The organism is Paraburkholderia humisilvae (assembly GCF_902859855.1).
In the GTDB taxonomy this organism is placed as follows: domain Bacteria; phylum Pseudomonadota; class Gammaproteobacteria; order Burkholderiales; family Burkholderiaceae; genus Paraburkholderia; species Paraburkholderia humisilvae.
On sequence record NZ_CADIKH010000005.1, the window covers coordinates 32,839 to 57,634 of the forward strand.

Annotated in this window: 20 protein-coding genes and 1 pseudogene; 10 read left to right on the plus strand and 11 right to left on the minus strand. The window is 64.6% G+C overall.

Features of this window, described 5'->3' with window-relative positions; all coding sequences use genetic code 11:
- Positions 1-24: 24 nt before the first annotated feature.
- Positions 25-2,826: a DNA ligase D gene (ligD, locus tag HV796_RS06180; protein WP_175225592.1), complete on the plus strand. Its 2,802-nt coding sequence runs from the start codon at positions 25-27 to the stop codon at positions 2,824-2,826.
- A 94-nt stretch (positions 2,827-2,920) separates the two neighbouring features.
- Complete coding sequence (locus HV796_RS06185) at positions 2,921-3,229, plus strand: hypothetical protein (RefSeq protein ID WP_175225593.1); 309 nt, start codon at positions 2,921-2,923, stop codon at positions 3,227-3,229.
- On the opposite strand, the gene HV796_RS06190 is transcribed toward HV796_RS06185, so the two are convergent.
- The gene (locus tag HV796_RS06190; RefSeq protein ID WP_175225594.1) at positions 3,226-3,363 is read right to left on the minus strand and encodes a hypothetical protein; all 138 of its coding nucleotides are present in this window, start codon (positions 3,361-3,363) and stop codon (positions 3,226-3,228) included. The genes HV796_RS06185 and HV796_RS06190 overlap by 4 nt on opposite strands.
- Between HV796_RS06190 and HV796_RS44025 the strand changes: the two are divergent.
- Positions 3,338-3,517, plus strand: a pseudogene (locus tag HV796_RS44025) (zinc-binding alcohol dehydrogenase family protein); the annotation flags it as partial. The gene HV796_RS06190 and the pseudogene HV796_RS44025 sit on opposite strands and share 26 nt — an antisense overlap.
- Positions 3,518-3,792: 275 nt before the next feature.
- Entirely contained in the window at positions 3,793-4,362 is a 570-nt protein-coding gene (locus HV796_RS06195) for a DUF6013 family protein (protein ID WP_175225595.1), read from the plus strand.
- A 125-nt stretch (positions 4,363-4,487) separates the two neighbouring features.
- Here the strand turns inward: HV796_RS06195 and HV796_RS06200 are convergent, their stop codons facing one another.
- Positions 4,488-5,303, minus strand: coding sequence for an ABC transporter permease (locus tag HV796_RS06200; RefSeq protein WP_175225596.1), 816 nt, complete (start codon positions 5,301-5,303; stop codon positions 4,488-4,490).
- Positions 5,300-6,064: an ABC transporter ATP-binding protein gene (locus HV796_RS06205; protein WP_175225789.1), complete on the minus strand. Its 765-nt coding sequence runs from the start codon at positions 6,062-6,064 to the stop codon at positions 5,300-5,302. The genes HV796_RS06200 and HV796_RS06205 overlap by 4 nt, the downstream gene beginning before the upstream one ends.
- Before the next feature lie 153 nt (positions 6,065-6,217).
- Here HV796_RS06205 and HV796_RS06210 point away from each other — a divergent pair, with 153 nt between their 5' ends.
- Positions 6,218-8,722, plus strand: a complete 2,505-nt coding sequence (locus HV796_RS06210) for an AsmA family protein (RefSeq protein WP_175225597.1) — start codon at positions 6,218-6,220, stop codon at positions 8,720-8,722.
- 185 nt (positions 8,723-8,907) lie between these two features.
- On the opposite strand, the gene HV796_RS06215 is transcribed toward HV796_RS06210, so the two are convergent.
- Entirely contained in the window at positions 8,908-9,399 is a 492-nt protein-coding gene (locus HV796_RS06215) for a hypothetical protein (RefSeq protein WP_134190917.1), read from the minus strand.
- 486 nt (positions 9,400-9,885) lie between these two features.
- On the opposite strand from HV796_RS06215, the gene HV796_RS06220 reads away from it, so the two are divergent.
- The 3 genes from HV796_RS06220 (at position 9,886) to HV796_RS06230 (ending at position 14,149) form a co-directional block, all read left to right on the plus strand.
- Positions 9,886-11,511 (plus strand): sensor histidine kinase, encoded by a 1,626-nt coding sequence (locus HV796_RS06220; RefSeq protein WP_175225598.1) that lies wholly within the window; start codon positions 9,886-9,888, stop codon positions 11,509-11,511.
- Positions 11,512-11,553: 42 nt separating this feature from the next.
- The gene (locus tag HV796_RS06225; RefSeq protein WP_175225599.1) at positions 11,554-12,045 is read left to right on the plus strand and encodes a response regulator; all 492 of its coding nucleotides are present in this window, start codon (positions 11,554-11,556) and stop codon (positions 12,043-12,045) included.
- Positions 12,046-12,157: 112 nt separating this feature from the next.
- A complete protein-coding gene (locus tag HV796_RS06230; protein ID WP_175225600.1) occupies positions 12,158-14,149 on the plus strand; it encodes a hybrid sensor histidine kinase/response regulator in 1,992 nt (663 codons plus the stop codon).
- On the opposite strand, the gene mscL is transcribed toward HV796_RS06230, so the two are convergent.
- The 5 genes from mscL to mfd all read right to left on the minus strand — a co-directional run bounded on the left by mscL (position 14,146) and on the right by mfd (position 22,029).
- On the minus strand, positions 14,146-14,586 hold the full coding sequence (mscL, locus tag HV796_RS06235; protein WP_175225601.1) for a large conductance mechanosensitive channel protein MscL: 441 nt from the start codon (positions 14,584-14,586) through the stop codon (positions 14,146-14,148). The two genes, HV796_RS06230 and mscL, sit on opposite strands and share 4 nt — an antisense overlap.
- Before the next feature lie 96 nt (positions 14,587-14,682).
- Positions 14,683-15,705: a threonine/serine dehydratase family protein gene (locus tag HV796_RS06240; protein ID WP_175225602.1), complete on the minus strand. Its 1,023-nt coding sequence runs from the start codon at positions 15,703-15,705 to the stop codon at positions 14,683-14,685.
- 54 nt (positions 15,706-15,759) lie between these two features.
- On the minus strand, positions 15,760-17,007 hold the full coding sequence (gene argE, locus HV796_RS06245; protein ID WP_246355719.1) for an acetylornithine deacetylase: 1,248 nt from the start codon (positions 17,005-17,007) through the stop codon (positions 15,760-15,762).
- 155 nt (positions 17,008-17,162) lie between these two features.
- Positions 17,163-18,521 carry a M20 family metallopeptidase gene (locus HV796_RS06250; RefSeq protein WP_175225604.1) on the minus strand — a complete coding sequence of 453 codons (1,359 nt, stop codon included), beginning with the start codon at positions 18,519-18,521 and terminating at the stop codon, positions 17,163-17,165.
- A gap of 7 nt (positions 18,522-18,528) precedes the next feature.
- Positions 18,529-22,029, minus strand: a complete 3,501-nt coding sequence (gene mfd / locus HV796_RS06255; protein ID WP_175225605.1) for a transcription-repair coupling factor — start codon at positions 22,027-22,029, stop codon at positions 18,529-18,531.
- A gap of 131 nt (positions 22,030-22,160) precedes the next feature.
- On the opposite strand from mfd, the gene ispD reads away from it, so the two are divergent.
- Positions 22,161-22,889, plus strand: coding sequence for a 2-C-methyl-D-erythritol 4-phosphate cytidylyltransferase (gene ispD, locus HV796_RS06260; protein ID WP_175225606.1), 729 nt, complete (start codon positions 22,161-22,163; stop codon positions 22,887-22,889).
- An 86-nt stretch (positions 22,890-22,975) separates the two neighbouring features.
- A complete protein-coding gene (ispF, locus tag HV796_RS06265) occupies positions 22,976-23,455 on the plus strand; it encodes a 2-C-methyl-D-erythritol 2,4-cyclodiphosphate synthase (protein WP_175225607.1) in 480 nt (159 codons plus the stop codon).
- A gap of 150 nt (positions 23,456-23,605) precedes the next feature.
- Here the strand turns inward: ispF and HV796_RS06270 are convergent, their stop codons facing one another.
- Entirely contained in the window at positions 23,606-24,130 is a 525-nt protein-coding gene (locus HV796_RS06270) for a carboxymuconolactone decarboxylase family protein (RefSeq protein WP_175225608.1), read from the minus strand.
- A 76-nt stretch (positions 24,131-24,206) separates the two neighbouring features.
- The gene (locus HV796_RS06275) at positions 24,207-24,755 is read right to left on the minus strand and encodes a peroxiredoxin (RefSeq protein ID WP_175225609.1); all 549 of its coding nucleotides are present in this window, start codon (positions 24,753-24,755) and stop codon (positions 24,207-24,209) included.
- Positions 24,756-24,796: the final 41 nt, after the last annotated feature.

Genomic DNA, 24,796 nt, shown 5'->3' on the forward strand with positions numbered 1-24,796 from the left:
CGAAGCAAACCGTCACGATGAATCATGGCCGACAAACTCGAGACCTATCAGCGCAAACGACGCTTCGATGAAACACCGGAGCCTTCCGGCACGGCGGCGCGGCGCCGCGCGACGGGCCGGACCGCCGCGCGCAAGTCCGCGCACGGGCTCGCCTATGTGATCCAGGAACACGACGCACGGCGTCTTCACTACGACTTCCGGCTCGAGCTCGACGGCACGCTGAAATCATGGGCGGTGCCGAAGGGCCCGAGCCTGGATCCGTCGGTCAAGCGGCTCGCCGTGCACGTCGAGGACCATCCGCTCGAGTACGGTTCATTCGAAGGTACGATTCCGGAGGGCCACTACGGAGCCGGCACGGTGATCGTCTGGGATCGCGGGACGTGGGAACCCGCCGGCGGCGAAGACGACGCGCGCGCGGCCTACGAAGCCGGCAAGCTCAAGTTCCAGTTGCACGGTGACAAGCTGCACGGCGGCTGGACGCTCGTGCGTAGCCACATGCGTGGCAGCGGCGACAAGGAGCAATGGCTGCTGATCAAGGAGCGCGATAGCGATGCGCATAGCGAAAGCGAATTCGACGTGCTCGACGCGTTGCCGGGCAGCGTGCTGTCCGATGCGCCCGGTGCGCGCAGTGCAAAGGGCGAAGGCGCGAAGCGCGCGGCCGCGGACACGCGCCGCACGGCCACTGCGCTTGCGAAGCCCAACGCGACCCGACGCACCAGGCGCGCCACCCGCGGCGAACATCCGGACATCGTCGCGACCCGCAATAGCGAATCACTGCGCGAGCTCGCCAACCATCCGTCGATCGAAGGCGCGCTCAAGACCGCGCTGCCCGCGACGCTCAAGCCGCAACTCGCGACGCTGGTCGACGCGCCGCCTGCCGGCGATACATGGCGCTACGAGATCAAATTCGACGGCTATCGGGTGCTCGCGCGCATCGACCATCGCAGAGCGAAGGACCCGGTGCGAATTGACACCCGCGCGGGCAACGACTGGACTGCAAAGTTCAGCAGGCAGGCGCAAGCGCTCGCTGCGCTCGAGCTCGATACCGCGTGGCTCGATGGCGAAGCGGTCGTGCTCGACAAGCACGGCATACCGAACTTCCAGGCGCTGCAGAACGCGTTCGATACCCATCGCGAGCGCGAGATTACGTTATTCCTGTTCGATGTGCCGTATCTGAACGGCTACGACTTGCGCGGCGTGCCGCTCGAGCAGCGCCGCGCGCTGCTGCGCGCGCTGCTCGAACCGCTCGATGACGACTCGCTGCGCTATTCCGCCGACTTCGGCTCCGACGCCGATCAACTGCTGAAAAGCGCGTGCGAGATGTCGCTCGAAGGGATCATTGGCAAGCGGGGCGACAGCCGCTACACGTCCGGTCGCACGTCGGCATGGATCAAGCTCAAGTGCCGGCGCCGTCAGGAGTTCGTGATCGGCGGCTATACGGAGCCGGGCGGCAGTCGCACGGACTTCGGTGCACTGCTGCTCGGCGTTCATGACGCGCACGGCAAGCTTCGTTACGCCGGTCGCGTCGGCACGGGTTTCGACGCTGCGCGGCTGCGCTCGCTGAAAAAGGAACTCGACGCGCTTGAGACTGCGCGGATGCCGTTTGCGAGCGCGCCCAGCGAGCGCAGCCGCACGCCGGTGCACTGGGTGAAGCCGCAACTCGTTGCCGAATGCCACTACGCGGAATGGACCGATGAGGGCATCGTCCGCCAGGCGTCGTTTGTCAGCCTGCGCCGCGATAAGCCCGCGCGGCAGATCGTCATCGAAGCACCGCGAACAGGAGTCGACGTGCAACAGTCCACTGACGAACAAGGCCCTGCATCGGCATCGGCATCGGCATCGCGCACGAAGGCACGCGCGGCGAAATCGCGGGTTGCGCCGGAAGAGGACGCCGCCTCGCCACGCGCGCCGAAAGTGAAGCGCGTGTCATCAGAGACGGTGGCCGGCGTGCGCATCTCGCATCCGGACCGGGTCATCGACCCGCGTACCGATACGCGCAAGATCGATCTGGTCCGCTACTACGAATCGGTGGCCGACTGGATCCTGCCGCACCTGCGCGACCGGCCGGTCGCGCTCGTGCGCGCGCCGGAGGATATCGGCGGTGAGCTGTTCTTCCAGAAGCATGCGCAGAAGCTGTCGATTCCGCACGTGACGCAGCATGAGGGGCTCGACCCGGGTCACGCATCGCTGATCACGATCGATACCGTCGACGCTCTGGTTGGCGCCGCGCAGATGGGCACGATCGAGCTGCACACGTGGAACGCAGTCGCGTCGAACATCGAAAAGCCGGACCGCGTCGTGTTCGATCTCGACCCGGACCCGTCGCTCGGCTGGGAACGGATGATCGAAGCCGCGCAACTGACGCGCACGCTACTCGACGAGCTGGGCCTCGTGTCGTTCTGCAAGACGAGCGGCGGCAAGGGCCTGCATGTGGTGGTGCCGCTCGCGAAACAGGCCGGCTGGGACGAAGTGAAGGATTTTTCGCAGGCGGTCGCGCAGCACATGGCCGAGACGCTGCCGAAGCATTTTGCCGCGAAGATGGGCGCGCAGAACCGCAAGGGCAAGATTTTCGTCGACTACCTGCGCAACAACCGCGGTTCGAGCACGGTGGCCGCGTATTCGGCGCGCGCACGGCCCGGCCTTGGCGTATCGGTGCCGCTCGGATGGGACGAAGTCGGCGACACGACCGCCGGCGATCAGTGGACCGTGGCCAACCTGCACGAGCGGACGCAGACGCTGCGCGACGATCCGTGGGCCGCTTACGCGAAGACCCGCCAGCGCATCACCGCGACGATGAAGAAGCGGCTCGCGGGCGAACGCGGGTAGGCGTTGTCAAGCGGGACCAAGCGGGACCAAGCGGGACCAAGCGGGACCAAGCGGGACCAAGCGGGACCAAGCGGGACGATAGGGAGGACGCACAATGAAGACTTCGACTGAACGCGCGACGGGCGACCAGAAGCCGCCGGTTAAGCGCGATAAGCAACACACTGGCAAGCAGCCTGCATCGCAGGAGGCGTCGGCGCCGCTGCCGCACGAGACTGATCAGAACGCGGAATCACAGCATGAGGATGAACCGCGCGGCGTCGGCAAACAGGCGCATCGCGATATCGAACGCGGTCTCAAAGACACGGATCGGCGTGGCGGCGACGAGTATCAGGAGCGCACGCAGAACGACGCGCATGCGAACCGCAATTCGCAGCACAAGGGCGACGACGATGGCTCGCGTTAGTGGGCGCGTCGTGCGGCTGCGGTTGCCGTCGTCCTTGCCGTCGGCGCGGCATAACAATACAGCGGATCGCCGAACCGCTCGGCCAGGAAGTCGATAAACGCGAGCGTCTCTGGTGGCGCGATCACGCTGTTCAAGGTCGACGATCCGGCGTTCCATGCAGTCCGCATCGCGCGGCCGGGTGCGGACAGCGAGCTTCATCGGGTCGACGAACGGACCGTCGGCCGCACGCCCGCGTTACTCGATTTCACGCATGCAGCCGCGCTGCCGCTTACCCCGCTTACCGCGTGGTAAGTGTTATTCGCGCGTATGAAAACCGGCGTCGTGCACATCAGTGACCCGAAGCAGGGCGCGCGCGATCGGCAAGCGGATGCCAGGCGGGTTCTAACCGGCCGTGTGAGCGCATGGCGGGGTGCGTCAGCGTGCGCCCCCAGGCGGGGTAATACCCGATCCGCCCGATGCACGCATGCGCCGCGTGCCGCGTTAGACTGACTGGCAGGGCGCTTCGCGACAGGTTGCCGCCACGCGAGCCGCGCCGCCCGCCAGCACAACAACGAGGTGACAGTATGAGCCAAAGCCTGCGCATCAGCTTGAGTCTCTCCGCCGTTTCCGTTGCTGCTTCCTTCGCCTGCGCGCTCGCTGCGCTGCCCACCGCGAGCTTCGCCGCGACGCCGATCACGGTGACGTCGAAAGCGGCCACCGATGGACCGATCCGCTACACGGTGAAGGTCACATCGAAGCAGTTTGGCAACTCGCAGGAAACCCGCACCATCCGCTCCGGCGAGTCCGACGACTTCACGTGGAAAACCGTGCCGCCGGGCGGCCCGGTGCCGGCGACCAGCGACTGTCCGGACTACGCATCGCTACCGGTCGATTCGAACGGTGCGATGATCCGCCAGACGCAGATCCGGTTCGCGCCGATTGTCGCGAAGGATGGCGTGGCCACCGTGCAGATGAATTTCCAGGCGCAAACGCCGCACGGCACGAAGGACATAACGAGCGAAGGCAAGACGCTCAAATGTCCGAATTACACGGCAGTGAGCCAGGTAGTGCGGTTCACGATGCCGACCAACGGCAGCACGAAGACGCTCACGCTGAACGACGGATCGCAGGTGGCGGTCAGCGCGAAGCGTTGAACGGGCCGCGTTCCACGCGGCGTGCGCGATGCGTCACGCCGCCGGGTGTGATTGCGTGACACGCGCGTGACGGACGGGTGACAGGCGGCTGACAGGCGGGTTTGGCGCAGCCGGATAAAACCGGCCTATTGCGCGGCGCGCGTGCGTTGCGTTCGCTCGATCAGCCGTGACGCAAGAAAGCGGTGCTCCGCGGAGAACAGTCGGCGATACGTCAGCAGCACGGCGCCGACCGTGCCGAGCGCCGACGCGGCCGCGATCAGAAACATGATCACGATCTGATAGCGGACCGCCTGCAGCGGCGATTGGCCCGCGAGCACCTGACCCGTCATCATCCCTGGCAGGCTGACTACGCCGACCACGGCCATCTGATTGAGCGTCGGGATCATGCCGGCGCGCACCGCGTCGCGCGCGGGACCCTGCGCGGCTTCCCAACGGGTCGCGCCGAGCGCCAGCGCCATTTCGACGCGATCGCGGCGCGCGGTCAATTCCTCGGTCATTCGTTCGATACCAAGCGATACGCCGGTCAGCGTATTGCCGAGGATCATGCCGAGTATCGGAATCGCGTACTGCGGCTCGTACCACGGATGAATGCGGATCACGACAAACAGCCCCACCGCCGCGACGAGCCACGAGCCCGCCCAGATCGACAGCACGCTGTCCACGCGCTGGCCCGCATACGTTCGCTTGCCGCGCTGCGCGCCCGCGAAGCCGGCAATCAGCGTCATCAGGATCATCAGCGGCAGCACGATCGTCCAGTGCGCGTGGCTGAATACCCAGCCGAGCACGTAGCCGACCGCCAGCAACTGGACGATCGTGCGCACGGCCGCCCACGCGAGCTTGCGTTCGAGATCGAGCTTGAGCAGTACCGACAGTGCGCCGTTGACGAGGATCAGCAGCGCCGCGACGCCGACTTCCCACAGGTGCAGGTCACGCAATGTCATGGGGTGGACTCCCTGCTGGATTTGCTGGCGCTTGCGTTGCCGGGTGCGACCGCGTTCGCGTTCGCGTCCGGCAGACCGGCGGCAGACTCGCTCAACACACCGGCGCGCAGGCTCAACTGTCGCTTGCCGACGCGCGCGGCCTGAGCCATATCGTGCGACACCCAGACCGATGCGCGCGCCGCTGGCGCGTCTGCGAACCACGCATCGAGCAGCGCCTCGGTGGCGTGCGTCGACTCGGGGTCGAGCGAGGCGGTCGGCTCGTCGAGCAACAGCACTTCGGGGGCGAGTTGCAGCACGCGAAGCAGCGCGACGATCTGCGCTTCGCCGCCCGACAGCTCGCTCGCCTGACGCTCGAGAAAGTCCGCGCCGCGGCCGGCGCGCATCGCGAGCGCTTCGACGGTTGCGCGGTCGAAGCGTGCGTCGCGATAGACGTGCAATGAAAAGGGATAGCGCAGATTGTCTTCGACGGTGCCGTCAAGCAGCGCGGGACGCTGCCGGATATAGGCAACCGCACGGCGATAGCGCGGTATCGCGGTCCGTGACACCGCGTTGCCGTGCCAGCGCACGCGCCCGCCCTGCAGCGGGTCGAGCAACGCAAGCGCGCGCAGCAGCACGCTTTTGCCCGAGCCCGACGGACCGGTGATCGCGACGCGGTCGCCGCCCGCGAGCACGAAGTCGGTCGGCTGCAGTAGCGTCCTGTTGTCGCGTAGCGCGTCGCGCCGTACGATACCGTCGGCCTGCACGAGCGGGGTAGCCGTCATCATGTTCTGTCTGTGGGGGTTGCCGGCGCCGCGATGCATGGCGCAACACGGCGGCGCGGCTGCCATGGTAAGCCGCGCCGCGCGTTCGGGCAAACCGGGCACGGCATCTGCTGACCGAACAGCGACAGTGCAGGGAACAGGACCGGAGCCCTCATGAATGTCTCGAGGAAGACCCAACCGTCACTGGCACGACGCATCGGCAAGATCGTCGCATGGTGTGTCGCCGTGCTGGTCTTCCTGATTGCCGCGCTGACGGTTTTCATTCTGACATTTGACTGGAACCGCGCGCGTCCCTGGGTCAACGAAAAGGTTAGCGAAGCCATCGGGCGGCCGTTTGCGATCGAAGGCGACCTGAAGGTCGGTTTGCGGCATCCGACCGGCGAGACCGGCTGGCGCGCGTGGGTGCCGTGGCCGCGTTTTTCCGCAGCCAACATCACGATTGCGAATCCCGACTGGACCAAACAGCCGCACTTCGCAACACTCGACGAGATCAACTTTCAGGTCAAGGTGCTGCCGTTAATCGCACATGACATCGTGATTCCGGCGATCCACCTGGTGAACCCGTCGGTCGACGTCGAGCGGCTTATCGACGGTCGCAACAACTGGACGTTCAAGCTCCAGTCGTCCGCGGGGCCTTCGGAATGGAAGCTCGATCTGCACGATATCGCGTTCGACAAAGGGCGCATCTCGGTGAGCGACGAGCAGAAGAAGGTCGATATGCAGGTGATCGTCGATACGCTCGGTCAACCGGTTCCGCTCGGCGAAGCGCTGCGGCAACAGCAGGCGAAGTCGCGCCGCGAGGCGGCGCACGAGGTCGGCGAGGCGGGCGCAAACCGGTTTGCGCAGCAGGCGAAAGCGGCCGAAGCGTCGGCTGCGGCCACCGCGTCGGGTACGAGCGCCGCGCTGGAGCCGCGGGCGCAGCGTGGCGCAAGTGCAAGCGCAGTCGCATCGGGTGCATCGACGGTGGTGGTCGCGCCGGGCGCCGCCCGTTCGGCGAGCGGTTCGCTCGCCAACGCAGCGAGTGCAGGCAGTGCGGCGGTTGCGGCCAGTGGCGCAAGCGCGCCATCAGCCACGGGCCTGCGGCGTCAGGTGATCGCGCCGTACGCGATCGGCTGGACCGTGAAGGGCACCTATAACCGGATGCCGGTATCGGGCGCGGGCAAGGTCGGCGGCGTGCTTGCGCTGCAGGACCCGGGCCGCCCATTTCCGGTTCAGGCGGACGTGCAGGCCGGCGACCTGTACGTTGCGCTGGTCGGCACGCTGACCGACCCCGCGCATCTGGCGGCGGTCGATCTGCGGCTGTGGCTGCGCGGCACGAGCCTCGACCATCTGTACGGGCTGACCGGCATCACGCTGCCGCAGACGCCGCCCTATGCGACCGAAGGTCATCTGATCGGTCAGTTCAAGGCGAGCGGAAACGTGTTCACGTATGAAAATTTTACAGGTCGCGTCGGCGGCAGCGACCTGAACGGCACGGTCACCTACGTCGGCCGCGAGCCGCGTCCCCTGTTGCAAGGTGAGCTCGTATCGAACCTGCTTCGCTTTGCGGACCTCGCGCCGATCATCGGCGCCGACAGCAACGCGAGCAAGGCCAGACGCGGCGACACTGTCAAGCAGCCATCGGACAAGGTGTTGCCGGTCGAGCCGTTTCACACGGATCGCTGGAAGGCGGTCGATGCGGACGTCAGGCTGACCGGCCGCCGCATGATCAAGGATCCGAGCCTGCCGATCACCGACCTCTATACGCACGTCGTGATGAAAGACGGCGTGCTGACGCTCGAGCCGCTCAAATTCGGCATCGCGGGCGGGTCACTGGCGTCGAACATCGTGCTCGACGGCAGCGGTACGCCGCTGAAGGGGCGTTTCTCGACGTCCGCGCGTCACGTCAAGCTCAAGCAGTTGTTCCCGAAAGCGCAGACGATGCAAAGCGCACTGGGCGAGATCAACGGCGACGCGGCGTTGTCGGCTACCGGCAATTCGCCGGCGGCGCTGGCGGGAACGTCCAATGGCGAAGTGAAACTGCTTGTCACCGACGGTACCGTGAGCCTTCTGCTATTGGAAGCGGCGGGGCTGAACGTCGCGAATGTGATCTACGAGAAGCTGTTCGGCACGCACGACGTGAAGATCAACTGCGCGGCAGCGGACTTCGTCGTGACCGACGGCGTGCTCGATTCCCGGGTGTTCGCGCTCGATACGGCCGATGCGGTGATCAACATCGACGGCCAGGTGAATCTGCGCGATGAGACGTTCGACCTGGGCATCCATCCGCATACGAAGGGCTTCCGGATCTTCACGCTGCGCTCGCCGCTGTATGCGAAGGGCACGTTCAAGAACCCGCATGTCGGTGTGAACGCCGCCGCGCTTGCGCTGCGCGGCGGTGCGATGGTCGGCCTTGGCCTGATCAATCCGTTTGCCGCGCTGTTGCCGCTGATCGCGCCGAGCAACAACAAGCCGCTACCTTGTCAGGAATTGCTGGCGAGCGTAGGCACAAAGCCGGTTGCGCCACCGCCGGGCGAGAAAGAGCGCGCCCAGGGGCCGTTGCTGACGCCCGATAACACACCGGCCTCGGCGGCGTCATCCAGTAGGGGCAAGCCGCCGGCGACGCAAGCGCCGAAGACGAAGACGCCTGAAAATGCCGCGGAGTACAAAGGCAGTTGAATGGCGGTTGAACCGGCCAGGTGCGTTTGACGGGTGAGGGCGCGACTCGTCGCGGTGAGCGTGGGCCGCGAACAATACTCAAAAAAACACGGCGCATCAATGAATAAGGCCGCGCAGTGCTTTGCGCGGCCTTTTATCGTAGCGAACGGGAAGCGCTCGGGTTATGTCGTCGCAACACCTCGCGCCTAGCGCAACGAGCGCGGCGTTGTGTCGCCTGCGTCTTGCCTTCGCATGCGCCGCACGCCCGCGGCAGAACGCGACGCACCGAACTCCGGCAGAATGCGCGTCCGCGCGCGGCTCGCAAATACCAGGAAGCCAAAGCCGTCGGCCTCGTACCAGTAACCGCCGTTCTCGAGTCCGTCGAGCGGTTGCTCCAGCGCGTTCGCGATCGATTCGATGCAGCGGCGGCGCAGCTCGGCCGTCGCCGGATACGGCGGCTGTGCGCCACGCACGCAGCATAGCAACACGTCGAGCCCGGGCAGCACGTGCGCGTACAGCACCGGCTCGTCCTGCGCGCGGGCGCGCGCAATCTTCGTATCGAGCTGACCGAATGCCTTGAAATGCCGTAGTACCGCGAGGAACGACTCATCGCCGTCCACCTTCGCGCGTCTACGCTTTTTCGGGAAGGACATAAAAATTCGCCTGAAAAAGAATTGCAAGAAACGCAGCGTCCTCATGCGACCACTCCCGGCTTCGCGCGCCGCACGTCGATCTTTTATAGCATACGAAAATGCCGGATTCACGGTGATTCGACATTCTGCCCGTCTGACACCGGCCCGTACGGAACATGCCGAATCGTGTCGCCGTGCGCTTTCGCTTTCGGTGCATCTGTCTCCATGATAGACGCATGGGCCGCGCGAATGATTCCGTCACCGATAAAAAAGGCATTTTTGTGTGCGCCAGCACTTCTCCTGCCTCATTTCGCCGCGCAACATGCCACATCGCTTCGCATGCGCCATGTTGCCCGGCCGGGCCGCGTTGAAATCTGGCCAATTCACGTCGATAATTGCCTGATTCCAGCCGCGCAGCTTCGTCGCGCCGGTGCTGCCCGGTCTTCAGGCTACTCGAGGTCGTTGAGGTTGCCTACCCGTGCATCTCCCGATGCTCTGTCTGCGCGCGTCGTCGCTGTTTATCGTCGCGGCCGGATCGTTTGCCAGGCGACTATGAAACTATTCACAAAGGGTCTGCTGCTAATCGCGCTGCCGAGCTTGGTCGAGCTCGCGTTGCTCGGGGTGGTGTTCGATACACAGGAGCAAACCGCGCAAGCGGTGCAATCGGCCGCCGACAGCAAGCAGATTCTCTATCAGGCTGCCGCGCTTGGGGATCCGCTGCTGCGTCAGGCGGCGCGTGTGCGTACCGGCCTGATCGTCGGCGATGCGGCGTTTATCGATCGTCATGCGGCATGGGTCGATCTGTCGGACCGGCTGATGCATCTTGATCAACTGGTTGCCGATACGCCGCAACAGGCTGCGCGCGTGCGCACGATGCGCGACGCGATCGACCGTTATCACGCACAGGCGCTCGATGCCGCACAGGCGCTACGCGAAGGGCGCAGCGTGAAAACGTATGTTTCGCTCGAGGCGAATGCGATGCCCGCGCAAATCGAAATCGTGCGCCACGAGCTCGACGCGTTTATCGAGGAAGCGACCCGTCTGGATGCGCAGCGCAGCGCATCGGTGATGCAGACGCGCGCGCGCCAGCAATATGCGCTGATCTTCGCCGTGGTCGGGTCGATGCTGGTGTGGGCGGTCACCGCGCTCGTCTTCGCGCGCAATATCGCCCGGCGTCTCGAAGTGCTGACCGACAATGCCGAGCGGCTCGGCAATGGCCAGCCATTGAGCGCGCCGCTTGCCGGCAACGACGAGATCGCCGCGCTCGACGCCGCGCTGCACCAGACGAGTGCCCGTCTGCGCATCGCCGAACAGGAGCAGGTGACGCTGCAAAAGCGGCTGCAGGCGCGCGCGGCCGAACTGGCCGGCGTCAACGAGGCGCTGCGCCAGGAGACGCAGGACAACGAGATGTTCATCTATAGCGTGTCGCATGATCTGCGTTCGCCGCTGGTCAACCTGCAGGGCTTCTCGAAAGAGCTGCAGGTATCGTGCGAGGACGTGCGCGCCACGATTGACGCTGCCGGCCTGCCCGAAGCCGAAGAGCGGCGTCTTACCCGGGTGCTCGACGGCGATATGCGGGAGTCGTTGCAGTTTCTGCGCTCGTCGGTCACCCGCTCGGCGGCGATCATCGACGCGTTATTGCGCATCTCGCGCGCGGGCCGCCTCGAATATCAATGGCAGCGCGTGAGCGTCGGTCGCGTGGTCGCGCGGGCGGTCGACGCATTGCAGACGCAGATTCGCGAACGGCTCGCGATCGTCACGGTGCGCGATCTGCCGTCCGCATGGGGCGATCCGGCCGCGATCGAGCAGGTGTTCAGCAATCTGATCAGCAATGCGCTGAACTTCCTCGATCCGAGCCGGCCCGGTCGCATCGAAGTGGGCGCGCTCGCCGCGGAACCCGAAGATGACGCGCAAGCGCCAACCCAGCCGCAAGCGCCGACGACGCGAACCTTCTATGTGCGAGACAATGGGCTCGGTATTCCGGCTGCCTATATGCCGAAGATGTTCCGCGCATTCCAGCGGCTGCACGGCGATGTATCGAAAGGCGACGGAATTGGCCTCGCGCTCGTGCGGCGCACCGTCGAGCGGCACGGCGGCCGGGTGTGGGTCGAGTCGGCGGAAGGCGCGGGCTCCACGTTCTTCGTCGTGCTGCCGGACCAGCCGGTGCGCTCGACGTGAGCGTATCGTGATACATAACAGGCGGTTATCGTTGGAGGAAACATGACAGGTTCGGAAGCGGTCGGCAAGACGGTGGGCATCGTGCTCGTCGAGGATGACGACGGGCACGCGACGCTGGTCGAGCGCAACCTGCGCCGGGCCGGAATTTCCAATGGTTTCGTAAGATTCGCGGATGGCCAGCAGGCGCTCGATTATTTCTTCGGCGACCGGCCGCTCGGCGAAAACGTCGGCAAGTATCCGCCGCGCGACGATCTGACGAACTACGTCGTGCTGCTCGATCTGAAGATGCCGCGCGTCGACGGTTTTGAGGTGCTGCGGCGGCTGAAGGAGTCGCCGGCGACCGCCGCGATGCCGGTTATCGTGTTGACCACGACGGACGATCCGCGGGAAATCGAGCGGTGCTACGAGCTCGGCTGCAACGTCTACATCACGAAGCCGGTCGAATACGATGCGTTTATCGAGGCGGTGCGCCGGCTCGGGTTTTTCCTGCAGGTGGTTAAACTGCCACCCGGGCACCGGATGATCGTCGCATGACGGCGTCCGCTTGACCCTCGGGAGACGGCCACTCCCACGCAGCGAAGCAGCCTTGCGACCTGAATCTGGACCTGACGCTGGTCATCGACAGCACAGACAACGAAGAACCAGCATGACACAAGACGTATCCACGTTGCCCACGGCGCATGTGCTCGTCGTCGACGACGACGAGGGCATCCTGCGGCTTGCGCGCAAGTCGCTCGAGCGCGCGGGCTGCAAGGTCGCGCTGTGCGCGGGCGTCGGTGCGGCGCGCGCGCGCATTGCCGAGAGCGCGCCGGATCTGCTCGTGCTCGACTACCAACTGACCGGCGCGGAGACGGGGCTCGACTTTTTCCGCCGGCTGCGCAGCGAGGGCGTACGCGTGCCGGCCATTCTCGTCACGGGCTTCACCGACGAATCGCGCGTAATCGAGGCATTGCGCTCGGGGGTATCCGATGTCGTGCCGAAGGCCGGCGACTATCTCGACTACCTGCCGGAAGCGGTCGAGCGCGTGCTGTCGCAGGTGCGCTTGCAACGGGCATCGGCCGAAGCGCTGATGCTACGCGATCGCGAAGAGCACTACAGAACGCTCTCCGAAGCGCTGCCGCACCTCGTGCTCACCTGCAATGCGAGCGGCGCATGCGACTTCGTGTCGAAGCAGTGGCTCGACTACACGGGCCTTGACAGTGCCGGCTCGCTCGGGCTCGCGTGGCTCGACGCGGTCCATCCGGACGATCGCGAGGAAGTCCGCCGCACATGGCTGAAGACGGTGCGCAGCGGCACCTCCGAGTACCGGCACGAACTGCGCATCCGCCGGCACGATGGCGCGTGGCGCTGGTTCGATACGCGCATCGTCGCGATGCGCGATGCGGACGGCACGGTCAGCAAATGGTTTGGCAGTTGCACGGACATCCACTCGCAGCGCGAGGCGACCGAAGAGCGCGAGCGGCTGCTCGAGTCGGAGCAGACCGCGCGTCAGGCCGCCGAAGAAGCGAACCGCGCGAAGGACCGCTTTCTCGCGATGCTGTCGCACGAACTGCGCACGCCGCTGACGCCGGTGCTCGCCGGCGCGCGGATGGTCGAGATGATTCCGGGGCTGCCCGAAGCGGCGCGCTCGGGCATCGCGATGATCCGCCGCAACGTCGAACTGGAAGCGCGGCTGATCGACGATCTGCTCGATCTGACGCGTGTCGCGAACGGCAAGCTGCGCCTTGCGCACGAAACCGTCGACGCGCACGAGGTGATCGACAGCGTGCTCGAACTGTTTCGCAGCGAGATTCAGGTCAAGCAGCAGGATGTGCACGTCGACAAGGCGGCCCGTCATCACTACGTGCTCGGCGACCGCGCGCGGCTGCAGCAGATGCTATGGAATCTGATTCGCAATGCGGCCAAGTTCACACCGGACGGCGGCCATATCTACGTGCGCACTCGCGACGAGCGAATGCACGTGCAGATTTCGGTCGAGGATACCGGTGTGGGCATCGAGCCCGCGCAGATCGGCAAGCTGTTTAACGCGTTCGAGCAGGGCAGCGAGAATATGTCGCGGCAATTTGGCGGCCTTGGGCTCGGACTGGCGATCACCAAAGCGCTGACCGACGCGCACGGCGGCACGGTTACCGCGTATAGCCCAGGCGCGCATTGCGGCGCGACCTTCACGATTACGTTGCCGACCGCCGAACCGCCGGCGGACAAGCCGGTCGTTGCGGACGCATCGACCGGTCATCCGGCCGGTGCGCTGTCGATCCTGATGATTGAAGATCACGAGGATACCGCCGAGGTGATGGCGCAGCTGATTCGCACACTCGGGCACGAAGTGACCGTCGTCGGACGCGTGGCGGACGCGCTTGCGGCGACGCAGTCGGCGTCGTTCGATCTGATCGTCAGCGATGTGGGCTTGCCGGATGGCACCGGCATCGATTTCATCCGCGCGTTTCGCGAGCGCTCCGAAGTGCCAGCCATTGCGTTGACCGGCTTCGGCACCGATGAGGATATCCGGCGTTGCCTCGACGCCGGCTTTAACGCGCATCTGACCAAACCGGTTAACTTCACGCAACTCGAGAAGGCGATCGAGAGCGCGGCGGACGCCAAGGCGAAAAAGACCGCGAACGACGGCGCGAGCGCCTAGCGCGGCGCGTTCTTCAGCGCATCGCGGATCTCGCGCAGCAGCACCGTATCTTCCGGCGTTGCCGGCGCCGCCGCCGCCTCGGCCGGCCTGCGCAGGTTGTTGATGAACTTCACCATCAGAAAGATGATGAACGCGAGAATCGCGAAGTTGATGACGGCCGTGATGAACGAGCCATAGCCGAACACCGCGACGCCCGCGGTCTGCAGGTCCTTATACGAACTGGGATTGCCCCTGTAGTTCTCGGGAATATGCCCGAGCAGAATGAACAGGTTCGAGAAGTCGAGGCCACCGGTTACGACGCCGATGACCGGCATGATCAGGTCTTTCACCACAGAATTGACGATGGTGGAAAACGCGCCGCCGATAATCACGCCGACTGCCAGATCCATCACGTTGCCCTTGAGGGCGAATTCCTTGAATTCCTTGATCATGCTCATAAGGCATCTCTCCTGGTGGTCAATGCACGCATGATAGCGAACGATCAGGCAGGCGGGGTAGAGGCGTTGACAGCCGCGCCTACCGTGTCTCCTCTCCTATGCCTGCGCCGAGCGTGCGCGCTCAATATGCGTCGCGAACGTGAGCGTATCGGTATTGGTGCCGCACAGCAGGACGCCGACGCGTTTGCCTTGCAGCGTTTCGCGCAGCGGTCCGAGCAGTGCGGCGGTCGCCGCCGCGCAAGCGGGTTCGACCGCCAGTTTCAGTTGTGAGAACAACGTGAGCATCGCCGCGCGCAGCTGGTCATCGGAAACGGTCACGAGCCGATCGATATGCCGGCGGCACAGCTCGTAGCTGTATTGCTCGGTATGCGGTGACATCAGCGAATCGGCGATCGACTGCATATGCCCCATCTTGACCGTATGGTTCGCCGCGAAGCTGCGATTCATCACGTCGGCGCCTTCCGGCTCGACGCCGTACAAATGAACGCGCGGATTCGCGAGCCGCAATGCGGTCGATACGCCGGCCGCGAGCCCGCCGCCGCCGATCGGCACGATCACCGCGTCGAGATCGGGTGTTTGCGTCGCCCATTCATAGCCGAGCGTCGCCGTGCCGAGCACGGTCCGGTAGCCATTGAACGGGTGCACGAAATAGCGGCCTTCTTCCGCTTCGATCCGGCGCACGATCTCGAATGCTTCGACGGCATTTTCCGCGATCACCACTTCGGCGCGAAACTGCCGGCATAGCGCGATACGCGCCGGGTTCGCCGAACGGAACACGACCACCTTCGCGCTGATGCCCAGCCGCATGGACGCATAAGCGACCGCGATCGCGTGATTGCCGCCGGACACGCAGGTCACGCCCGCGCTGCGTTGCGGTTCATCGAGCGCGAGCAGATTCGTAAACGCGCCGCGCGCCTTGAAGCTGCCGCCTGCCTGGAGCAATTCGAACTTGAAGTTGAGGAGCGTGCCTTCGAGCGTCGGGAAGTCCATCCGGTCGAACACCGGCGTTCGCACAACCCACGGCGTCAACGCGAAATGCTGCGAGGCGATGGCATCGAGCGTCGGAATCGGCTCGCCGTCGATCGTGTGGTCGGTGTGCTGCTGGATGGCGGTGGACATGGCGTGAGCGTATCTGGGTTGTGTTCGTGGGGACGTGTGCAGGTTGAACCGGAGTCAGCGCGCGTGTGCGTCGACCGACATGCTGTGTATGAACTTGCCGAGAAAGCGCTCGCACTGCGCGAGCTGATCGAGCGCGACGAATTCGTTGGCCTTGTGCGCCTGCTGAATGTCGCCGGGTCCGCAGACGATGCTCGGAATGCCCGCGCGCGAGAACAGGCCGGCTTCGGTGCCGTAGGCGACCTTGTGCTTGTCGCGATTCGCGGTGAGCGCGCGCACCAGTTGCGTAATCGCGGCCTGCTCGGCCGCATCGAGCCCAGGCGCCGCGGCGACCTTGGTGAATTCGATTGCCGCCGCCTCATGCTCACGCTTCATTTTCGGCAGCAGTGTTTCGTGCGCGTACTGCTCGATGCGCGCGAAGATCGGCTCGGGGTCGAGCGTCGGCAGATTGCGGAACTCGAACGCAAAGCGGCATTCGGCCGGTACCGTGTTGACCGCGTTGCCACCTTCGATCGTGCTCGTTTGCGCAGTCGTAAACGGCACGTCGTAGAACTCGTCGAACGGCCCTTGTTCGCGGAACTGATCGGCCATGTCGCGGATATGGCAGATCAGTCGGGCCGCATATTCGATCGCATTCAAGCCCTTTGGCGTCAGCGACGAGTGTGCGGCCTGGCCACGCACGCAGCATTGATAGACGTTGCTGCCCTTGTGCGCAATGATGGGCCGCATGCTGGTCGGCTCGCCGACGATGCAACCTTCGGGCTTGATGCCGCGTTTGATCAGATCTTCGATCATCAGCGGTGCGCCGACGCATCCGACTTCTTCGCCGAACGAGAGCGCGAGATGGATCGGGCGCGCGAGCTTCGTGCGTTGCATATCGGGCACAGCCGTGAGCGCCGCGCCGATAAAACCCTTCATATCGCAGGTGCCGCGGCCGTATAGCTTGCCGTCGCGCACTTCCGGCTTGAATGGATCGCTGTCCCATTTCTGGCCGTCGACCGGCACGACGTCGGTATGTCCGGACAACACGACACCGCCATTCGTTTGGCCATCGTGCGCGGGGATCGTCGCGAACAGATTCGCCCATGTGCCGTCGTCGCCATGCGTGAGCGTCGCATCGATGCCTTGTTTGCGCAATGCATCGCGCACGGTCTCGATCAGACCGCGATTCGGATTGCGACTGACCGTGTCGAATGACACGAGACGCTCGACCCACGGCAACGAAAGCGGGGCGGCGGGGGAAGTCGTTTGAGAAGAGAGGCCGGAAGAAGCGTCGGAGAAAGCGGAGGCTGATGGAGAAGACATTCGTGCGGGCTGAGCTGATGATTCAGCGACCTGGGACATGACGGGGCTCCGGCTTGTTGTCTGCCCGATCATACCGAAAAACCCTTAATAAGCCAAAACGCCGCCTGTTACGCGGCTCGTTTGCGCGTCGCAGCATGAATCACCGATCGCACGATTTAACTGCGCAGCAAATCGAATAATGCGTCTTCGTAGATTTGACAGACCGGCGCGATGCTCGACAGATCGACACGCTCATCATTTGCGTGCAATTGTGCGCCACGTGGGCCAAAACCGCATAACGCCGGGATCGACAGCGACGCAAGATAGTTGCCGATATTCGAAGGCCCGGCCACTTCGCATGACGGCGCCGCACCGAATCTGTGCTGTGCGGCTTTGCACAACGCAGTGACCATTGGATTCGCATCAGGCACCCGATATGCGGGCCAACCGTCGATCCATTCGATGTCCGTCAATAGATTATTTGCAGGACTAGCGGTATAGGCGATGTCGTGCGCGCGGACCGCATCGGCAATCAGGCGGCGTGCGCGTGGTGCATCGAAACGGGGTGTGAGCCGGATATCGATCGTGAGTTCGCAGCGATCCGGTACCGCGGTGAAGCCACCGTCTCCAGATCGGATTCCAGTGACCGTCAATTGTGCGTGGCGGTCAAAAGTCGCGTCGTCGAGGGCCGGCAGCGGCATGTCGTGCAATGCGTTCGCGAGTGCGGCGCCGCGCACCGCCGCGTTGAGTCCGCATGAGCTGCCGCTGCCCGAATGGGCCGCGATGCCATGCACGACGAGGCGCGCCCGCAGGAAGCCGCGCGCACCGACCATCAGACGCTCGTGCCCGGGGTAGCCGATCAATACGCCATCGGGGCGGGGCGGATCACCGGCAGTTCGATTGTCAAGGCTGTCAATAATGCCGGGGTTGTCGAAAAACGCACGGGCGCCGCCGAAGCGGCCGGTATGTTCGTCGAGATCTAGCAGCAGGCCGACGTGTCCCGCGAATTGCGCAGTACGTTGTGAAAGCGCTACCAGTAGATGCGCAAACAGCGCGGCGCCTGCTTTGCTATCGGCCGCGCCGCGGCCGTACAGCCAGCCATCGATGATATGCGCACCAAGCGGCGGGGATGTCCACAGCGTTTCATCGCCGAACCCCGCGGTGTCGAGGGTTGCGTTCAGTACGTAATAACGCGTGCTGCGCGAGGTTTGATCAGATGAATGATCTGAAGCCGTCGTTGCGGCCGTGCCACGAACTTCCGCATACAGGCCTAGTGCTTCACCACACGCCGACATGACGCGTCTGCGCGGCAACATGGGCGCATGCCGCGCAAACCATTCTTCGATGCACTCAAGTACCGGCGTGGCGGGGTCGATCCCGCCCCGGCTCGGTATGCGTACGAGGCGTGTCAGCAGGTCGACAATTGAAGCGGTCCGCGCGTCGACCGGTTCATCCGCGCGTGCGGTCGGGTTCGCAACCGGGTTTGCAACGTCTGCGTGCTGAGTCTGTCTGCCGTCGCCGCGCGTATCTGTCATGACGGCTTCACTGGACGGTCACGCGCTGACCGGCCGCGCCTTTCGACGATGGACCGAGCGCACGCAGTGTCTCCTTGACGGTCGCGACGCGTACCGCGAGATCGGGGCTGCGTGTCTCGATACGCAGCTTGTCCTGGCCGGCAAGTTTGATGTGCTTGTGCTTGTGCACCATTTCGATAATGCGCATCGCGTCGACCGGCGGATTCGGAATGAATTGCAGCGCGATCACCGCTTCACCCGCGTCGATCTTCGAAATACCGAGTGGCCGCGCGGCGAGACGCAGCCGATGCGTTTCGACGAGCGCATGCGCCTGCGGCGGCAGCTTGCCGAAGCGGTCGATCAGTTCTTCCTGGATGCTATCGATTGCATCGTTGTGTTCGCAGTTGGCAAGGCGCTTGTACAGCGACAGCCGTTCCTGCACGTCGCCGCAATAGTCGGCCGGCAGGATCGCGGGAGCGTGCAGATTGATTTCGGTGGTGGCCGCAAGCGGCGCGGTGAGATCGGGTTCCTTGCCGTTCTTCAGCGCTTTCACCGCGTCGTTCAGCATGTCGGAATACAACTGGAAGCCGATTTCGTGAATCTCCCCGGACTGCTTGTCGCCGAGCACTTCGCCGGTGCCGCGAATCTCGAGGTCGTGCATCGCGAGATAGAAGCCCGCGCCGAGCTCTTCCATCTGCTGGATCGCCTCGAGCCGCCGCTGCGCCTGCTTCGTGAGCCCTTGCGGATCATGCACGAGCAGATAGCCGTATGCCTGGTGGTGCGAGCGGCCGACCCGTCCGCGCAACTGGTGCAATTGCGCGAGGCCGAATTTGTCGGCGCGGTGAATCAGAATGGTGTTCGCGCTCGGCACGTCGATGCCGGTTTCGATAATCGTCGTACACAGCAGCACGTTCGCGCGCTGCGCGACGAAATCGCGCATCACGCGTTCGAGTTCGCGCTCGTGCATCTGCCCGTGCGCGACGGCGATGCGCGCTTCGGGTACGAGCGCCTCGAGCATCGCGCGGCGATTCTCGATCGTCTCCACTTCGTTATGCAGAAAGTACACCTGGCCGCCGCGTTTTAACTCGCGCAGCATCGCCTCGCGGATCACGCTGTCTTCCTCGCGCCGCACGAAGGTTTTGATCGCGAGCCGCTTTTGCGGCGCGGTTGCGATCACCGAGAAGTCGCGCAGCCCTTCGAGCGCCATCCCGAGTGTGCGCGGAATCGGGGTCGCGGTGAGCGTGAGCACGTCCACTTCGGCGCGCAGCGCCTTGAGCGATTCCTTTTGACGCACACCAAAGCGATGCTCTTCGTCGATGATGACGAGCCCGAGCCGCTTGAACTGCACTTCCGATGAAAGCAGCTTGTGCGTGCCGATCACGATGTCGACCGTGCCGTCGTTGATCTGCTGGATCGCCGTGCTCACTTCCTTCGCCGACCTGAAGCGCGACAGCTCGACGATGCGCACCGGCCAGTCGGAAAAGCGGTCGGAGAAGGTCTGCGTATGTTGCTCGGCGAGCAGCGTGGTCGGCGACAGCAGCGCGACCTGCTTGCCGCCCATCACCGCGATAAAGGCCGCGCGCAACGCGACTTCGGTCTTGCCGAAGCCGACGTCGCCGCAGACGAGCCGGTCCATCGGTTTGCCGATCGTCATGTCGCCGATCACCGCCGCGATTGCCGCGGCCTGGTCCGGCGTTTCCTCGAAGCCGAAACTTTCCGCGAACTTTACGTAGTCGCGCGGATCGAGCTTGAACGCGTGGCCTTCGCGCGCCGCGCGCCGCGCATACAGATTGAGCAGCTCGGCGGCCGTATCGCGAATCTGTTGCGCGGCGCGGCGCTTGGCCTTTTCCCATTGGCCCGAGCCCAGCGAATGCAGCGGCGCGCTGTCCGGGTCCGCGCCGCTATAGCGCGAGATCACGTGCAATTGCGCAACCGGTACGTAGAGTTTGCTTTCGCCCGCGTATTCGAGGTGCAGAAATTCGGTTTCACCCTCGCCGAGATCCATCGTCACGAGGCCCATATAGCGGCCGATGCCGTGCTGCGAGTGCACGACCGGATCGCCGACCTTGAGCTCGGACAGGTCGCGCACCATCGAGTCGACGTTGCTCGCCTGTTCCTGGCGGCGGCGTCCCGCGCGGCGCGCAAGCGGACCGTACAGTTCGGTTTCGGTGATGATCGCGATGCCTTCGCCCGGCAGCGCGAACCCGCTCGCAAGCGGCGCCACGCCGAGCGCGAAGCGCGTATCCTCGGCACGCCATGCGTCGAAGCTGTCGGTGGAAGCCGCGTGCACATCGTTTTCCGCGAGCAACTGCGCGATCGTTTCGCGGCGACCGGCGGATTCGACCGCGAACAGCACCCGGTTCGGGGTCGTGTCCAGATACGCGCGCAACGCGGCGACCGGGTCATCCGCGTGCCGGTCAAGCGCGAGATCCGGAAGCGGCACGGCCCAGCCGCCTTCCGCTTGCGACGGCAGCGCGAGGCGCGCGAACGGCTTGGCGAGCGTAAAGAAGTCTTCGTCCGACAGAAAGAGGCGCTGCGGCTCGAGAATCGGCCGGTCGCGATCGTGCGACAGGAAGCCGAAGCGCTGCCGGGTGTCCGCGGTGAAGCGCTTGATGGCCGCGTCGAGGTCGCCCGTCAGGACCAGATGCGAGCCTTCGGGCAGATAGTGGAAGAGCGTTGCGGTTTCTTCGAAGAAGAGCGGCAGGTAATACTCGATGCCCGCCGACGGGACGCCGTTGCCGATGTCCTTGTAGATGGATGCCCGGCTCGGGTCGCCTTCGAACACCTCGCGCCAGCGACTGCGGAACGCGGTACGCGATGCTTCGTCGAACGGAAACTCGCGGCCGGGCAGCAGGCGCACGTCGCGCACCGGGTAGAGGCTGCGCTGGGTGTCCGGATCGAACGCGCGGATCGAGTCGACCTGATCGTCGAACAGATCGAGCCGGTATGGCAGCGGCGAGCCCATCGGGAACAGGTCGATCAGCGAGCCGCGGACGCAGTACTCGCCGGGCCGCATCACCTGGCTCACGTGCTCATAGCCGGCGAGGGTGAGCTGCGACTTCAGCTTCGTCTCGTCGAGCCGCTCGCCCTGCGCGAAAGCGAATGTGTACGCGGCCATGAACGACGCCGGCGGCATCCGGTAGAGCGCGGTGGTGGCCGGCACGAGCAGGATGTCGCAGCGGCCTTCGCCCAGGTCGTGCAGCGTCGCGAGCCGCTCCGAGACCAGATCCTGGTGCGGCGAGAAGGTGTCGTACGGAAGCGTTTCCCAGTCCGGCAGCAGCCGCACACGCGCGTTCGGCGCGAAATAGGGGATCTCCTGCGACAGACGCTGCGCGTCCACCGCGCTTGCGCAAACCACCGCGACGAGCGGCAGTCGTTCCCTGCACGCGAGGTGATAGCGGGCGACCAGCAGCGCGTCGGCGGAGCCGTGGGCGCCGTTGAACGCATAGCGCTGGCCGGTTTTGACGGGGGCCACGGGCAGCTTGAACGGTGGCGGATTCGACGACGGGGAAGCGGCGGTGTCGGACATAAATAAGGAGGAACGGCCGTGGATTTGACCGGAGCGTCGGCAGAAACGGCAAGTTTACGCGTGTCGGGACGTGCGGGCGAAAGACCTATTATAAAATCCGACCTTCACTTTGACTGCGCAGCATCCGTTCTGTGACTCCCCGCCTCTTTGCCCTGATTCCCGGTGCGGGCACCGGCAGCCGTTCCGGCGCGCCGATGCCCAAGCAATACCGAAGCGTCGCCGGACGCGACATGCTGCACTACTCGCTCGCGGCGTTCGATGCGTGCAGCGAGTTTACGCAGACGCTGGTCGTGCTCGCGCCGAACGACGAGCATTTCGACGCGCGCCGATTCACGGGCTTGCGCTTCGCGGTACGGCGCTGCGGCGGTGCGTCGCGGCAGGCGTCGGTATTGAACGGTCTGCATGCGCTTGCCGAATTCGGCGCGAACGACAACGACTGGGTGCTCGTGCATGATGCGGCGCGGCCAGGCATCACGCCGCCGCTGATCCGCTCGCTGGTCGACGCGCTGAAAGACGATGCGATCGGCGGCATTATGGCGCTGCCGGTCGCGGATACGCTAAAACGCATTGCGCCGGACACCGACACGCGCATCGCGCGCACCGAGGGCCGCGACGGACTCTGGCAGGCGCAGACGCCACAGATGTTCCGCGTCGGCATGCTGCGCGAGGCGATTCTGCGCGCGCAGCAGGACGGCCACGATCTGACCGACGAGGCGAGCGCGATTGAATGGATCGGGCATGCGCCGCGGCTCGTGCAGGGGAGCCTGCGTAATTTCAAGGTGACCTACCCGGAAGATTTCGATCTGGCGGACGCGATTCTGAGCCAGTCGGCCGCGACGCTGAATGCGGCTTCTTCGTGACGGTTTCTTCGTCATCTGACGTAGCGGACGGCGCCGCATCGCGCGCGTCGCCGGCCGCGCTCAACCTAATCATGGACCCCACCACTATGGATTTCAGAATCGGACAAGGCTACGACGTGCATGCGCTGGTGCCGGGCCGGCCGTTGATTATCGGCGGCGTGACGGTGCCGTATGAGCGCGGGTTGCTCGGTCATTCGGATGCGGACGTGCTGCTGCACGCGATCACCGATGCATTGTTCGGCGCCGCGTCGCTCGGCGATATCGGCCGACATTTTCCCGACACGGACAAGGAGTTCGCGGGCGCCGACAGCCGCGTGCTGCTGCGCGAATGCGCGGCGCGCATCGCGCGCGCAGGCTTTGCGATCGCGAATGTCGACAGCACGGTGATCGCGCAGGCGCCGAAGCTCGCGCCGCACATCGACGCGATGCGTGCGAACCTTGCCGCCGACTTGCAGCTGCCGCTCGAGCGGGTCAACGTGAAGGCGAAGACCAATGAGAAGCTTGGGTATCTCGGGCGAGGCGAGGGCATCGAGGCGCAGGCCGCGGTGTTGCTGGTGCGCAAGTAGGGTGCGCATGGCGTGGATACGGCCGGTGCCGTAAGCCCGGGCACGCCCGGCGCCCACAAGTAGAACGCCACGCAGATCGTGCGTGGCGTTTTTGCATGTGCGCGGCGCTATCGTGTATCGCCGCGCGCGATGACGCACTTCAGGTGCGTATTACTTGCCTTCAGCCGCAATCACCAGCGCGGCGGCATTGATCACCGCGGCGATGCGGCCGACGTCGCGTAGCTGCGTCGAGCTCATGCCTTCCTTGAGCAGCGTCTCGAAGTGGGACTTCACGCAGAAGTGACACTTGCCGATGATCGACGCGGCCAGCGCGTACATTTCGAAGCGGCGCTTGTCGACGCCGCCATGCGACGCGTACGCATTCATCCGCAGACCGGCCGGCTGCGACTTCAAATCCGCGTTGTCCGTCATTTCGACGTACGGATACCACACATTGTTCATGCCCATCAGCGCCGCTGCCGTGAGCGCGCCGTTGGTTTCTTCAGGCGACAGCACGCCGGCATTGCGGATGGCCTCGACCAGCACCGGGCTCTGCGCGGCGAATGCGGCAGCCAGCGCGACGCCGACCGCGTCGTTGCCTTCGAGCGACGAACGCGCGATCGTGCCATCCAGGTTCAGGCGGATGTCCTTCGCGTAGTCGGGTACACGTTCTTTGATCGCGGACAAGAATTCCATAGATATCTCCTATCGAGTTGCCGATAAAAAAGCCCGCCGGCTTTTTCAAGCTTAGCGGGCTTTCTGCTGCGATGACTTACAGCGTTGCGCCGCCGACTGCGCGGTTGCACGGGCACAGTTCGTCCGTTTGCAGGCCGTCCAGAATACGCAGGACTTCTTGCGGGTTGCGGCCGACGTTCAGGTTGTTGACCGACACGTGCTGGATCGTGTTGTCCGGATCGACGACGAACGTCGCACGCAGGGCCACGCCCGCTTCCTTGTCGCGCACGCCGAGCTGGTCGATCAGCTCGCCCTTGACGTCGCCGAACGCATAGTGGTTCAGCTTGTCGAGGTCCTTGTGCTCACGGCGCCATGCGAGCTTGACGAACTCGTTGTCGACGCTGCCGCCGAGCAGAACGGCGTCACGCTCTGCGAAATCTTTCGCGAGCTTGCCGAATTCGACGATTTCCGTCGGGCAAACGAACGTGAAGTCCTTCGGATAGAAGTAAATGATTTTCCACTTGCCCGGGAACGACTGTTCGGTGATTTCTTCGAACGCCGACACGCCGTTTTCTTCGTGGTTGTTAAAGCCAGGCTTCGCAGCGGTGACGGTGAAAGCTTCGAGTTTATCGCCGACGGTTTTCATGCAGACACTCCTATGTAAAAAGTGGCAAACAGGGTTTTTCA

Coding starts and splice junctions, on each gene's coding strand:
- ligD (WP_175225592.1), top strand. CDS start 25: ATGGCCGACAAACTCGAGACCTATCAGCGCAAACGACGCTTCGATGAA.
- HV796_RS06185 (WP_175225593.1), top strand. CDS start 2,921: ATGAAGACTTCGACTGAACGCGCGACGGGCGACCAGAAGCCGCCGGTT.
- HV796_RS06195 (WP_175225595.1), top strand. CDS start 3,793: ATGAGCCAAAGCCTGCGCATCAGCTTGAGTCTCTCCGCCGTTTCCGTT.
- HV796_RS06200 (WP_175225596.1), bottom strand. CDS start 5,303: ATGACATTGCGTGACCTGCACCTGTGGGAAGTCGGCGTCGCGGCGCTG.
- HV796_RS06205 (WP_175225789.1), bottom strand. CDS start 6,064: ATGACGGCTACCCCGCTCGTGCAGGCCGACGGTATCGTACGGCGCGAC.
- HV796_RS06210 (WP_175225597.1), top strand. CDS start 6,218: ATGAATGTCTCGAGGAAGACCCAACCGTCACTGGCACGACGCATCGGC.
- HV796_RS06215 (WP_134190917.1), bottom strand. CDS start 9,399: ATGAGGACGCTGCGTTTCTTGCAATTCTTTTTCAGGCGAATTTTTATG.
- HV796_RS06220 (WP_175225598.1), top strand. CDS start 9,886: ATGAAACTATTCACAAAGGGTCTGCTGCTAATCGCGCTGCCGAGCTTG.
- HV796_RS06225 (WP_175225599.1), top strand. CDS start 11,554: ATGACAGGTTCGGAAGCGGTCGGCAAGACGGTGGGCATCGTGCTCGTC.
- HV796_RS06230 (WP_175225600.1), top strand. CDS start 12,158: ATGACACAAGACGTATCCACGTTGCCCACGGCGCATGTGCTCGTCGTC.
- mscL (WP_175225601.1), bottom strand. CDS start 14,586: ATGAGCATGATCAAGGAATTCAAGGAATTCGCCCTCAAGGGCAACGTG.
- HV796_RS06240 (WP_175225602.1), bottom strand. CDS start 15,705: ATGTCCACCGCCATCCAGCAGCACACCGACCACACGATCGACGGCGAG.
- argE (WP_246355719.1), bottom strand. CDS start 17,007: ATGTCTTCTCCATCAGCCTCCGCTTTCTCCGACGCTTCTTCCGGCCTC.
- HV796_RS06250 (WP_175225604.1), bottom strand. CDS start 18,521: ATGACAGATACGCGCGGCGACGGCAGACAGACTCAGCACGCAGACGTT.
- mfd (WP_175225605.1), bottom strand. CDS start 22,029: ATGTCCGACACCGCCGCTTCCCCGTCGTCGAATCCGCCACCGTTCAAG.
- ispF (WP_175225607.1), top strand. CDS start 22,976: ATGGATTTCAGAATCGGACAAGGCTACGACGTGCATGCGCTGGTGCCG.
- HV796_RS06270 (WP_175225608.1), bottom strand. CDS start 24,130: ATGGAATTCTTGTCCGCGATCAAAGAACGTGTACCCGACTACGCGAAG.
- HV796_RS06275 (WP_175225609.1), bottom strand. CDS start 24,755: ATGAAAACCGTCGGCGATAAACTCGAAGCTTTCACCGTCACCGCTGCG.